Annotated in this window: 12 protein-coding genes; 11 read left to right on the top strand and 1 reads right to left on the bottom strand. The window is 41.7% G+C overall.

What is annotated here, in order from left to right; translation table 11 throughout:
- Nucleotides 1-2 precede the first annotated feature (2 nt).
- The 4 genes from FJN11_RS08675 to FJN11_RS08660 are packed head-to-tail and all read left to right on the top strand — an operon-like array spanning nt 3 to nt 2,377.
- Nucleotides 3-713, top strand: a complete 711-nt coding sequence (locus FJN11_RS08675) for a hypothetical protein (protein WP_140224470.1) — start codon at nt 3-5, stop codon at nt 711-713.
- 30 nt (nt 714-743) lie between these two features.
- A complete protein-coding gene (locus tag FJN11_RS08670; protein ID WP_140224469.1) occupies nt 744-1,472 on the top strand; it encodes a hypothetical protein in 729 nt (242 codons plus the stop codon).
- Complete coding sequence (locus FJN11_RS08665) at nt 1,465-1,893, top strand: hypothetical protein (RefSeq protein ID WP_038804217.1); 429 nt, start codon at nt 1,465-1,467, stop codon at nt 1,891-1,893. The genes FJN11_RS08670 and FJN11_RS08665 overlap by 8 nt, the downstream gene beginning before the upstream one ends.
- Nucleotide 1,894: 1 nt before the next feature.
- A complete protein-coding gene (locus FJN11_RS08660) occupies nt 1,895-2,377 on the top strand; it encodes a DUF5085 family protein (RefSeq protein ID WP_049493677.1) in 483 nt (160 codons plus the stop codon).
- Between the two features lie 159 nt (nt 2,378-2,536).
- Here the strand turns inward: FJN11_RS08660 and FJN11_RS08655 are convergent, their stop codons facing one another.
- Nucleotides 2,537-7,810, bottom strand: a complete 5,274-nt coding sequence (locus FJN11_RS08655; RefSeq protein WP_140224468.1) for an SIALI-17 repeat-containing surface protein — start codon at nt 7,808-7,810, stop codon at nt 2,537-2,539.
- A gap of 329 nt (nt 7,811-8,139) precedes the next feature.
- Between FJN11_RS08655 and FJN11_RS08650 the strand changes: the two genes are divergently transcribed.
- From FJN11_RS08650 to FJN11_RS08620, 7 genes are all read left to right on the top strand, one after another.
- Nucleotides 8,140-8,388, top strand: coding sequence for a YneF family protein (locus FJN11_RS08650; RefSeq protein ID WP_000364990.1), 249 nt, complete (start codon nt 8,140-8,142; stop codon nt 8,386-8,388).
- A 200-nt stretch (nt 8,389-8,588) separates the two neighbouring features.
- The gene (racE, locus tag FJN11_RS08645; protein WP_000370376.1) at nt 8,589-9,383 is read left to right on the top strand and encodes a glutamate racemase; all 795 of its coding nucleotides are present in this window, start codon (nt 8,589-8,591) and stop codon (nt 9,381-9,383) included.
- Nucleotides 9,380-10,351: a nucleoside-triphosphate diphosphatase gene (locus FJN11_RS08640; RefSeq protein WP_140224466.1), complete on the top strand. Its 972-nt coding sequence runs from the start codon at nt 9,380-9,382 to the stop codon at nt 10,349-10,351. Before racE ends, FJN11_RS08640 begins: the two co-directional genes overlap by 4 nt.
- Complete coding sequence (locus tag FJN11_RS08635) at nt 10,327-10,848, top strand: metallophosphoesterase (RefSeq protein WP_020902175.1); 522 nt, start codon at nt 10,327-10,329, stop codon at nt 10,846-10,848. Before FJN11_RS08640 ends, FJN11_RS08635 begins: the two co-directional genes overlap by 25 nt.
- Nucleotides 10,845-11,306 (top strand): cyclic-di-AMP-binding protein CbpB, encoded by a 462-nt coding sequence (gene cbpB, locus FJN11_RS08630; protein WP_140224465.1) that lies wholly within the window; start codon nt 10,845-10,847, stop codon nt 11,304-11,306. The genes FJN11_RS08635 and cbpB overlap by 4 nt, the downstream gene beginning before the upstream one ends.
- A complete protein-coding gene (xerD, locus tag FJN11_RS08625; protein ID WP_281280810.1) occupies nt 11,303-12,037 on the top strand; it encodes a site-specific tyrosine recombinase XerD in 735 nt (244 codons plus the stop codon). Before cbpB ends, xerD begins: the two co-directional genes overlap by 4 nt.
- On the top strand, nt 12,037-12,765 hold the full coding sequence (locus FJN11_RS08620) for a segregation/condensation protein A (RefSeq protein WP_140224463.1): 729 nt from the start codon (nt 12,037-12,039) through the stop codon (nt 12,763-12,765). Before xerD ends, FJN11_RS08620 begins: the two co-directional genes overlap by 1 nt.
- Nucleotides 12,766-12,776: the final 11 nt, after the last annotated feature.

Raw genomic sequence — 12,776 nt, 5'->3', positions numbered from 1 at the left:
AAATGATACTGGAACGAATTAAAAAAACATTTGAATTTCAAAGAAGTAGAATAAAGGGACCGGTTCCTCTGTGGGGGGTGTTAAATGGGATTTTTATTTTGTATCCCTTGGTATTTACAGGATTTTGGCTTGCAGGATTAAGGATTTTAAAAAATCCTGCCTTACATCAAGGCTTGATTATTACAGGGATTGTTGTTTGGATTTTAAATCTGGTTTTTCTTTTGGATCTTAAGCGAGGAATTTTAACTAGTTTTGGAACCTATCTCATGTATCTGACTGGCCATGTTTATGCCATCATTGCTTTCAATAGTTTGAGTGGGGATCATAGTTTTATCGGTTTAAAGCTATCCCTCCCTCTTATTCAATCCATTATTGTTATAGTCGTCATGAGCTGTTTGGTCAATTTAGACTCTGAAGAAATTATCTCGCAGAAGGCCAGCAAAGTTATGCTTAACTTTGTATTCGCTCCTCCACTTATTTTATCATGTATCTGTATATTTCTAGCGATGATTGGATATGATTATTTTATGGGATGGGGAATGTCCTTGTTTTCGATGACCTTTGGACATTTGTTTTATGCTACATGGTTTATAATTATCTATGCCTACCAACATCGTAATGATGTTAAGGAAATAAGACCAATTAAGCATATAGAAGTGTCTTCGGATTTGATTCAAAATAAAGAATTTGACAGAGATAGGTTTAAAAAGTAAAGTTCTCAAAGGCATGAGAGGATGGTTTAAATGATACTGGAACGAATTAAAAAAACGTTTGAACTTCAAAGAAGGAGTGTTCACGGACCAGTTCCTCTGTGGGGGGTATTAAATGGGATTTTTATTATATATCCTATAGCATTTTTTATGTTTTTTGCAGGAGGGTTAGAGGTTCTAAAAAATGAGGACTTATATCAAGGGCTTCTTATTGCAGGGATTGTTGTTTGGATTTTAAATCTGGTATTTTTACTGGACCTTAGACGAGGAATTTTAACTAGTTTTGGAACCTATCTCATGTATCTGACTGGTCATATTTATGCCATTATTGGCTTTAGCGCTATGAGTGGCGACCATAGTTTTCTTGGTTTAAAAATTTTCCTTCCTCTAATCTTTTCCATTATTATGAATATTGTTATGAGTTTGATGGTTGACTTAGACTCTGAGGAAATTTTACCAGAAAAGGCTGCCAAAAATTTCTATAATTTTGTATTTGGTCCTCCTATGATTTTATCTTTTATTTGTGTTTTTTTAGCGATAATTGGATATGAATATTTTTGGGGATGGGGAATGTCTTTATTATTTATGATTTTTGGACCTGCTTTATACAGAACATGGTTTTATATTATCTATGCCTATCAACATCGTCATGATATTGAGGAAACAAGACCAATCAAGCATATAGAAGTAAACCCAGATATGATTTCAAACAGAGAATTTGACAGAGATAGATTTAGTAGAAAGGTAACTAAAGATGATTAAAGAAATACAACTACATATGAGCCATTTGATGACAGACCAGGTCCAGATTCAAGCGGACGAACTATTGGAGTTATTTGTTCATACAGAACTCCTTCCCTATACTGATGGTATTTATAAAGATGGCCCAACCATTTTTGAGATGACTCCAACTCAATTTAACGAAGAAAAGCAAGATGTGGGAGTCTATATTCCAGTTATATCTGAAGCAGAGCCAACAAGTCAACTGGATTATCAGGCATCTCTAGATATAGAAGGAATTAGCAAGCGGGTTCTATTTGATGGTAGCTTGGATGAAACAATTGAGGAGATGAAAGCTTATATTCGTGATCATGGTTGGGAGTTGCAGGATAAGTTATACCTAGTATTGATACCTGTTTATGATGATTTGTTTGTGGATTTGATTATCCCAGTGGAGAAGTAAAATGGCAGAAATTACATATGGTATGAATCAATCCTTAATGATGAGTAATGTCTTGAGTGTGAACTATAATATTGTGGGTGATGAGATTGCAGTAGCCTTTCAAGATATGATTCAAACAGCTGTAGCGGCAGGATATACACCTAAAAGCAATCCCTTTTACTCATGCCCCCATATCGGAGAATTGGAAGATGGAACATACAACATCACAGTCTATCTTCCCGTTCATGAGGATTATCTAGGAAAAGAAGAGATAATGGAAGGGACAGCCTATAACAGTTATTTTTTGGTTCCTCGAATGGCAGGAGTAAGAGTTACTGGAGAGGAAGCTGTTGACTTTGATAAGGGGATATACCTGCTAACCAAATTATTGCTTGATAATGACTTAGAAGAATCTACACCTGTATTTTATATTTCAAGTAAGATAAATGATGTTTTATATACAGATATCATGGTAGGGATTCGAGACAAAAGGGATCGAGGATAATATACGGAGAGCTAACGCATTCGGATAAGAATAGGCAGAATTAGACAGATGAATCCATGTTCTGATGTTTCCTTTTTAGCATCTAAGATAAACATGTTTGATTTTAATCAAAAACCAGGATGAAGCTTATCTTCATCCTGGTTTTTGTGTGCTTAAAAGTTAGTTGGATTCATCCTTCTTACTCTTAAGTAGAAAAGTTGCTGTTAGGACTAGACTCAATCCTGACAAGAATAGTAGTGGACTAGACGTTTCACCAGTAGCTGGAAGTTGTTCTTTAGGAGAATAATTGGCCGATTGAGCAAATCCTGGACTAGATGAAACTTGCTCAGAGCTGTTGGCTAATGGTTTGATATCTGTTTCACTTGGTTTTTGATTTGCAGTAGTTGATGCTCCATTAGCTTGATAAACGACTGCATAGGTGCTGAAATGACTAGTCGTAAATTCTGCCATTCCCTCGCGAATAGTAAAATCGAGTGCCTGTAACTCTTTTGATGGAGTTAGGTAGTAGACATTTTCGACAGCTGAGGAAATAGGCAAGCGGACCAAGACAGTTCCTTTTGGTTGTAAACTCTGGTCTGTTGAATTTTTAAGGTGAAGATCGTAAGCATCATAGGTCTTACCAAATAATTCTTGAGCTAATACACGTCTGCTAGAAATGTGAGAAATTCCCTCTAAGTCAGTCGCTCCTCCAATAATTTCAACTTTAGTCTTTTCATCCTTTAAGACACGAAGTTTATATTCAGGAACAGAAACGGTAGGCGGTTGTTCTTGTCCCGCTGTCCCGACAGGTTGAGTGTACTCAGGGATAGAAACAGTAGGCGGTTGTTCTAGTCCTGCTGTGCCGATAGGTTGAGTGTACTCAGGAATATTTACTACAGGGGGTTGTTCCTGTCCAGCCGTTCCGATAGGCTCAGTGTACTCAGGAATAGAAACGGTAGGTGGCAGTTCTTGTCCCGCTGTTCCGATAGGTTTAGTGTACTCAGGAATGTTTACTACAGGGGGTTGTTCCTGTCCCGCTGTACCGATAGGTTTAGTATACTCAGGAATATTTACTACAGGGGGTTGTTCCTGTCCAGCTGTACCGATAGGCTTAGTATACTCCGGAATATTTACTACAGGGGGTTGTTCCTGTCCTGCTGTACCGATAGGCTTAGTGTATTCAGGAATTTCTACAATAGGAGCAGGGGCATCTCCCTTGCTTGTAGTTGGCTGCTGATTCTCAACCTTCTTCTCATCCTTTTTGGTAAAGACAGCTACGACAGGACTGCTTGTTGTATTTCCCTGGATAGAATAAGCTTCTATCGCATTTCCAATTTTTCGATTGGTTTCGTCAGGGATAGGGATTTGTACCTGATTATCTTGAATTGATAAGACAGTCTGATCTCCAGTCGTAACTAGATGATTATCGTCTATCCTGCGTAAAACGAGTGGATCTTTGATGCCTGGGAAGGTCACAGCGATGGCTTCCCAATCTCCAGCTGGAAGAGTTAAAGAGATGTTTTTATCCCCTTCCTTAAGTGGTGCGATACTTGGACTATCTATACCAACAGCAGGGGCTTTGATGATATCAAATGAATCTAGAGAAATTTTCTTGCGACCTGCTGGTGAATTTGGATCAACTTTCAATGTCAAAATATGATTACCATCGGTCAGATTAGTAAATTCTCCAATTAAGGTTGCCTTTTGGGTAGCTCCAGCTGTGTAGAAGTCTAGACTTGGCATTTCTTTGCCATCTAGTGTCACGAGAGCTTTTCCGAGAGCGGATGTTTTAAGTCCGTAAATTCGAATACCTGTTCCAGTAAATGGAATGGTTGCTTGAGCTTCTGAAGCAGCACTTGGGTCGGCGTTATTGATGTCCGCATATTTTTCTGTGCTCTTATATAATTCAGTGTCGCTCCAATCTTTGAATTGAGATCCGTATTGAATGCGAGGGTCGCGGTCATCCATTTTTTCAATGGTTGTTCCTTGTCCCGGTAAAACTTTAAAGTAGTCTAAGGAAATTTTGGAGCGCTCACTGCCACGGTGTTTATGCTCTTGTTTTACAGTGATAGTCATCACATGAGCACCATCTGACAATCCTGTGAAGCGACCGATAAGGCTACCTTTTTCAGTTGCACCTGCAGTATAGAAGTCCAGTTCACCGACTGATTTACCATCGATTTTGACTTCAGCGATTCCTAATTGAGATGATTTGAGACCATAGATTTCAATGCCAACACCATTGAAAGGAATGGTTGCTGTCGCATCTTTATCTGTATAGTTACCTAGTGAAAGGTCGGCAAACTTCTCTGTTCCTCCAAATAATTCTGAGTCTGCCCAGTTTCCAAATGCAGAACCGTATTGGATTCGGCTATCACGGTCATCCATCAATTGGTTATAGGTTTCGACATTGGCCTTTTCGGATACCTGTGTAGAAACATTACCCAGCATAGCCTTAACAGTATAAGTGTAGGCGAGTTGAGGGTCGAGTGAACGGTCGATAAAATGGGTTTGATTGGTCACAAATTCTCTGCTTGCAGAGGTTTGGCCAGATTCGTCTTTCACTTGTCTTTGGATAACATAGTGGGTAGCACCTTCTACTTGGTTGAAGGTGAGTTCGGCAGTGACTCCATTTTGTCTAACTGCTGTCAGACTGGTTACACGACCAGGGAAATGTTCAAAGGTAATGACATCACCTTTTTGTGTTGCCAGTTGAATGCGGCCATCTTTAAGAACAGTTGCTTTGACAGATTTACCATTAACCTTAACCTGACTGGCTTCGATATTTGGATAATCTACAACTAGGTCTCCACCGACATTTGAAAGGAAGGACAAGCTTTGCAGGTTTTTATCTTTCCACTTCATGCTGACTTCAAAGTTACCGCGAGCAACCAGACCAGAAACCTGACCGTCTTTCCAAGCATCTGGAAGGGCTGGCAATGGTGCAATGTAGCCAGTGTGTGATTGAAGAAGCATTTCTGCAATCCCACTGGTTGCTCCAAAGTTTCCGTCTATTTGGAAAGGTGCGTGCGTATCCCAAAGGTTTTCTAGGGTTGAATATTTGAGCTGTTCAGCGAGCAAGCGATGAGCACGGTTACCGTCTAAGAGACGAGCCCAGAGGTTGATTTTATTGGCCTTAGACCAACCAGTACCACCATCTCCACGGTGGTTGAGGGTAGCACGCGCAGCTTCTAAGTATTCAGCCTGATCCTTGCTAAAGAGCGTACCTGGGAAGAGACCTACCAGATGGGAAACGTGGCGGTGGTTATTTTCAATGCCTTCATTAGTGAATTGTGGACTGTCTTCTTCGTACCATTCCTTGATGCGTCCCTCTTTGTTAATGTGAAGTGGTTTGAGTTTGTCAAATTTAGCCTTGACCTCTGTGACTAAGTCTTGGTCGACTTTCAGATGGTTGGCAACTTCCATGTAGTCATGGAATAGCTGCCAGACTAGCGACTGGTCAAAGGTGTTTCCGATGGTGATGGTACCGTGTTCTGGTGAGTAGGATGGAGAAGACACCCAACGGTCACTGGCCTGGTCATAGTGCAAGAAGGAGTTCCAGAACTTAGCAGTTTCCTTGAGCATTGGATAGATCTTTTCTTTGAGATAAGTCTCATCCTTGGTGAATTTATAGTAGTCATAAACGTTCTGCATCATCCAAGCATTAGCTGCTGGCGACCAACCCCAATAGTAATTCCAACCAGGGGTAGTCCAGCCAAATGGTGTCGCCTGGGTATGAACCAGCCAGCCATTTTCTTGTCCATCTTTGGATTCGATACCAGCGTATTCCTTGGCAGCGATACGGCCATAGTAACGCATATCGTCAATGTAATTGATCATTGGCTTGGCTGTTTCAGCTAGATTGCTCATGTAGGCTGGCCAATAGTTCATTTGCAAGTTGACATTGAGGTGGTAATCAGCGTTCCAAGGTGGATTATCTACGGCATTCCAGACTCCTTGTAGGTTGGAAGGAAGGGAATCTGTCCGATCACGAGACGAACTAATCAATAAATAACGTCCGTATTGGAAGAAGAGTTCTTCCAGTTTTTGCCCTTTTGTTGGGTTATAGGTTTGAAGGGCCTCTTTTGTCGTTTGAGCAGCATTGCTTCCACCTAGGTTTAGTTTGACGCGGTTAAAGAGGCTTTGATAGTCTTTGATATGGTTCTTTTTAAGTGTCTCGTAGTCTTTGCCCCTAGCTGCTTCTACAATGCCTTTAACTGTTTTTTCGAGGTCAATGTCTTTGCGATAGTTTGTTTTTGGATTCTGAGCAAAGTTAGTCTTGGCACTGAGTAAAAGCGTAGCGTAGCTAGCTCCTGTGATTGTTAAACTATCCTCATGGACAGTAACTTTTCCGTCCGTTTTAATTCCTAGATAGGATGCGAACTGGAGGCCATTATCTTTGACTGTACCTTTTAGTAGGATACCATTTGGGTCTGTCGTAACATGGCCACTCTTGTAGTGAGAATATTCCGCTGAGTAGTTTCCGTTAGCAAGTAAATCTTCTGTTAAGCTATTCCAAACTGTAAAATCAAGTTTTTTGTTCCCTTTTTGGGTCAAGTGAGTAACAGTAACATCATCAGGGTAACTTGAGAAGGTTTCTCTTTTAAAGGTCGTTCCATCTTGGGTGTAAGAAGTTGTAGTAGTGGCTTCTGTGATATCCAAACCACGGTGATAGTCTGTAACTGTATCCAGCCCCTTTTTCTGGTTATTGAAGACCATGAAGATATCACCAAAGGCTAGATAACGTCCATACTGGGCGTTGTTTGGTCCAACTAGATTTTGTTCAGCTAATCGTTTGGCTTTTTGGCGATCTCCGTCTTCAAGAGCCTTACGAATTTCTGCTAAAATTTTATACCGTTCCTGATAGTTTCCTCCATTATAGTCGGTACTGTCGGGACGCGGTCCACCTGACCAAAGAGTTTTTTCGTTGTATTGGATTCTCTCCTCGCCGATGAGACCAAAAACCTTAGCACCCATTTCACCATTCCCAACTGGGAGTGCTTGTTTTTCCCAGCCATCATAGGAAGGAGCTGTTGGTCGATCATAGTTTAGCTGATAGTTGCTTTGTTCTGTCACAGGTAGTTCTGGTTTTTCGGTTTCCTTATTTTCATTAGGTTTTACAATAGCCTCAGTACTGGCTTGATTAGTTGTAGCAGAAGTAACATCAGCATTAGCGGGTTTGCTTTCAGAAGAACTATTATTAGCTAGAACTGGTTTTGTATGATCAATTGGCACGTTTGGCTGTGTATGCTCAGTTGATTCACTTGCTTTCGTTATAGTGTCTGTCTTAACTGTAGTTTTCTCTAATGCAGGCTCGTTTTGCTGTACTTCAATAGTATCAGCAGAGACGGTATGACTAGCTAGAAAAACCGCTCCAAGCAAAACAGAGGCTGTGCCGACTGTTAGCTTTCGAATACTGTAGCGACAGGATTTCTCCCTCCAAATTTTTTCCATAGAAACCTCCTTTATTAATTAAAAGCGCTTTCATTTTTAATGAGGCGAACTTTTGTTTCTATATTGTATTGTTAATCTAATTTTACCAGCTAATGAAGTGTTGTCAAGAGGATTAGAGAAGGATATATATTTGATATTGTTTTGTATTAAAAAAGTGGAGGAAACGAATAGTAAGGGAGTGTATTTTTTATATTCTTTCTAGTTTTGACTAGAAAGATAAGCCAACTTTAATTACAGCTTACTCATCTCTGAAAGCGTAAAACAAACTAGTCAGGGTGGCTAGTTTGTGGTATAATGAAAGAGACTCAAAAAGAAACAGGAGAAAAATGATGGATTTACTTTTAGCAATTGTATTGATTGTGCTAGCTTTTCTAGGAGGAGCTCTTGGGGGAATGTACTTGGTTCGTAAGCAAATCGAAAAAGAATTCGCTGACAACCCACGTTTGAATGCTGAAGCAGTTCGTACTCTTTTGAGTGCAAATGGTCAAAAACCAAGCGAAGCCAAGGTACAACAAGTTTACCACCAAATCATCCGCCAACAAAAGGCAGCCCTTGCTAACAATAAAAAGAAAAAATAAATAAGGAAAAGTCTGGGATGAAAGTTCCAGACTTCTCACTATGTTGGCTAAGGGTATAGGGATGAGACTTTTTCCTTGCATTCTATTGATATTTGATTATGATTAAGATAGATAGTTGTTGCTTAGGCTGTCATTCAGTTCATAAGGATCAATAATCATAATGAACTATCAATCAGAAAAAAGACTAGAAAGAAGACTGTATGGATAATCGACCAATTGGTTTTTTGGATTCGGGTGTCGGGGGCTTGACCGTTGTGCGCGAGCTCATGCGCCAGCTTCCCCATGAAGAAATCGTCTATATTGGAGATTCGGCGCGGGCGCCCTATGGTCCCCGTCCTGCTGAGCAAATTCGTGAATATACTTGGCAGTTGGTCAACTTTCTCTTGACCAAGGATGTCAAAATGATTGTCATTGCTTGTAATACTGCGACTGCGGTCGTCTGGGAAGAAATCAAGGCTCAACTAGACATTCCCGTCCTAGGTGTGATTTTGCCAGGAGCTTCGGCAGCTATCAAGTCCAGCCAAGGTGGGAAAATCGGGGTCATTGGAACGCCCATGACGGTACAATCAGACATCTACCGTCAGAAAATCCATGATCTGGATCCGGACTTACAGGTGGAGAGTTTGGCCTGTCCCAAGTTTGCTCCCTTGGTCGAGTCTGGTGCTCTGTCAACCAGTGTTACCAAAAAAGTGGTTTATGAAACCCTGCGTCCCTTGGTTGGAAAGGTGGATAGCCTGATTTTGGGCTGTACCCATTATCCACTACTCAGACCTATTATTCAAAATGTCATGGGGCCAAAGGTTCAGCTCATCGATAGTGGGGCAGAGTGCGTACGAGATATCTCAGTCTTACTTAATTATTTTGAAATCAATCGTGGTCGCGATGCTGGACCACTCCATCACCGTTTTTACACAACAGCCAGCAGCCAAAGTTTTGCACAAATTGGTGAAGAATGGCTGGAAAAAGAGATTCATGTGGAGCATGTAGAATTATGACAAATAAAATTTATGAATACAAGGATGACCAGGACTGGTATGTTGGGTCCTATAGTATTTTTGGTGGCGTCCGGACGTTGACTGATGAAGACTTGGATTTCCCTCTGGTTGGATTGGCCAAAATATTTCGAGACGAGGAACGAGGTTTCCCGATTTCAGTTACTGTTTTACGCTATGGTTCTCGCTACCGTTTATTGTCTTTTGTGGTAGATATACTAAACCAAGAAATGGGACGAAATGTGGAAGTCATCCAACGTCAGGGGGCTTTTCTCTTGGTTGAAAATGGGCAACTCCTGCATGTAGAATTACCCAAAGAAGGTGTTGATGTAGAAGCCTTCTTTGAGACAAACAAGGTCAGAGAAACCTTATTGATTGCAACTCGTAACGAGGGCAAGACTAAGGAATTCCGAGCTATCTTTGATAAGTTAGGCTACGATGTGGAAAATCTTAATGACTATACTGACCTGCCTGAAGTAGCTGAAACAGGCATGACCTTTGAAGAAAATGCCCGTCTCAAGGCAGAAACCATTTCTCAATTAACGGGCAAGATGGTTTTGGCAGATGACTCTGGTCTCAAAGTCGATGTCCTTGGTGGCTTGCCAGGTGTCTGGTCAGCTCGTTTCGCAGGAGTGGGAGCTACTGACCGTGAAAACAATGCCAAACTCTTGCACGAATTGGCCATGGTCTTTGAACTCAAGGACCGCTCGGCTCAATTCCATACAACCCTAGTCGTAGCCAGCCCAAACAAGGAAAGTTTGGTTGTTGAAGCAGACTGGCCAGGCTACATTAACTTTGAACCTAAGGGTGAAAATGGCTTCGGCTATGACCCTCTCTTCCTTGTAGGAGAGACAGGCAAGTCCTCAGCTGAATTAACCCTTGAAGAAAAAAATAGTCAATCTCACCGTGCCTTAGCCGTTAAGAAACTTTTGGAGGTATTTCCATCATGGCAAAGCAAACCATCATTGTAATGAGCGATTCTCATGGCGATAGCTTGATTGTGGAAGAAATCCGTGATCGCTATGTAGGCAAAGTTGATGCCGTTTTTCATAACGGCGATTCTGAATTGCGTCCTGATTCTCCCCTTTGGGAAGGCATCCGTGTTGTTAAAGGAAATATGGACTTCTATGCAGGTTACCCAGAACGTTTGGTGACTGAGCTTGGTTCGACCAAGATTATCCAAACTCATGGTCACTTGTTTGACATCAATTTCAACTTTCAAAAGTTGGACTACTGGGCTCAGGAGGAAGAAGCCGATATCTGTCTCTATGGTCACTTGCATGTGCCAAATGCTTGGATGGAAGGAAAGACTCTTTTTCTAAATCCAGGTTCCATCAGTCAACCACGTGGGACCATCAGAGAATGTCTCTATGCTCGTGTGGAGATTGATGATAGTTATTTCAAAGTGGACTTTTTGACACGAGACCATGAGGTGTATCCGGGCTTGTCCAAGGAGTTTAGCCGATGATTGCCAAGGAGTTTGAGACTTTCTTGCTGGGTCAAGAGGAAACTTTTTTGACCCCTGCTGAAAATCTGGCCGTGTTGATTGATACCCACAATGCGGATCATGCAACCCTCTTGCTTAGTCAGATGACCTATACCCGTGTTCCCGTTGTGACAGATGAAAAACAGTTTGTTGGGACGATTGGGCTCAGAGATATTATGGCTTATCAGATGGAGCATGACCTGAGCCAAGAAATCATGGCAGATACGGATATCGTTCATATGACGAAAAGGAATGTAGCGGTTGTTTCGCCTGATTTTACCATTACGGAGGTCTTGCACAAGCTGGTAGATGAGTCCTTCTTGCCTGTTGTAGATGCGTCAGGGATTTTCCAAGGAATTATCACGCGCAAGTCTATCCTCAAGGCAGTGAATGCCCTCTTGCATGACTTTAGTAAGGAATATGAGATTCGATGCAAATGAGAGATAGGATTTCAGCCTTTTTAGAAGAAAAGCAGGGCTTGTCTGCCAATTCCAAGCAGTCCTATAAGTATGATTTGGAGCAACTTTTAGACATTGTAGGCGAGCGGATTTCTGAGACCAGTCTCAAGATTTACCAAGCACAACTAGCCAATCTAAAAATCAGCGCCCAGAAGCGAAAGATTTCGGCCTGTAACCAATTTCTCTACTTTCTCTATCAAAAAGGAGAAGTGGATAGCTTTTACCGTTTGGAATTAGCTAAACAAGCTGAAAAGAAGACCGAAAAGCCAGAACTGTTAGACCTAGACTCTTTTTGGCAAGAAAGCGACTATCCAGAGGGTCGCTTGCTAGCGCTCTTAATCCTAGAAATGGGACTCTTGCCGAGTGAGATTTTAGCTCTAAAGGTTGCGGATATCAATCTGGACTTTCAGGTGTTGCGAATCCAGAAGGCTTCCCAACAGAGGATTGTCACCATTCCCACGAGCTTGCTTTCAGAGCTAGAACCCTTGATGGGCCAGACCTATCTTTTTGAAAGGACAGGGAAAGCCTATTCTCGTCAATGGGCCTTCCGTCAGCTAGAGTCCTTTGTCAAGGAGAAAGGTTTCTCAACCTTATCCGCTCAAGCCTTGCGGGAACAGTTCATTCTAAGACAGATAGAAAAGAAGGTCGATTTGTACGAAATTGCAAAAAAATTAGGATTAAAAACAGTCCTGACCTTAGAAAAATATAGATAATGGATATTAAATTAAAAGATTTTGAAGGGCCCCTGGACTTGCTCTTGCACCTAGTTTCTAAGTACCAGATGGATATCTACGATGTGCCCATTACGGAAGTCATTGAACAGTATCTAGCCTATGTCTCAACCCTGCAGGCCATGCGTCTGGAAGTGACGGGTGAGTACATGGTCATGGCCAGTCAGCTGATGTTGATTAAGAGTCGCAAGCTCTTACCAAAGGTAGCGGAAGTGACAGATTTGGAGGATGACCTGGAGCAGGATCTCCTCTCTCAAATTGAAGAATACCGCAAATTCAAGCTCTTGGGGGAGCACTTGGAAGCCAAGCACCAAGAACGGGCCCAGCACTATTCCAAAGCGCCGACAGAGTTGATTTACGAAGATGCGGAGCTTGTGCATGACAAGACGACCATTGACCTCTTTTTGGCTTTTTCAAATATCCTAGCCAAGAAAAAAGAGGAGTTTACTCAGAATCACACGACTATCTTGCGGGATGAGTATAAGATTGAGGACATGATGATTATCGTGAAAGAGTCTTTGACTGGACGAGATCAATTGCGCTTGCAGGATTTGTTCAAGGAAGCCCAGAATATCCAAGAGGTCATCACCCTCTTTTTGGCAACCCTAGAGTTAATCAAAACCCAGGAGCTGATCCTCGTGCAAGAGGAGAGTTTCGGAGATATCTATCTCATGGAAAAGACGGAAGAAAGTCAAGTGGCTCAAAGCTAGACTTGATAGAG

The organism is Streptococcus symci (assembly GCF_006385165.1).
Classification (GTDB): Bacteria; Bacillota; Bacilli; order Lactobacillales; family Streptococcaceae; genus Streptococcus; species Streptococcus symci.
Note: the sequence above shows the minus strand (reverse complement) of the source record. Positions and strands in the feature narration are given on the sequence as shown.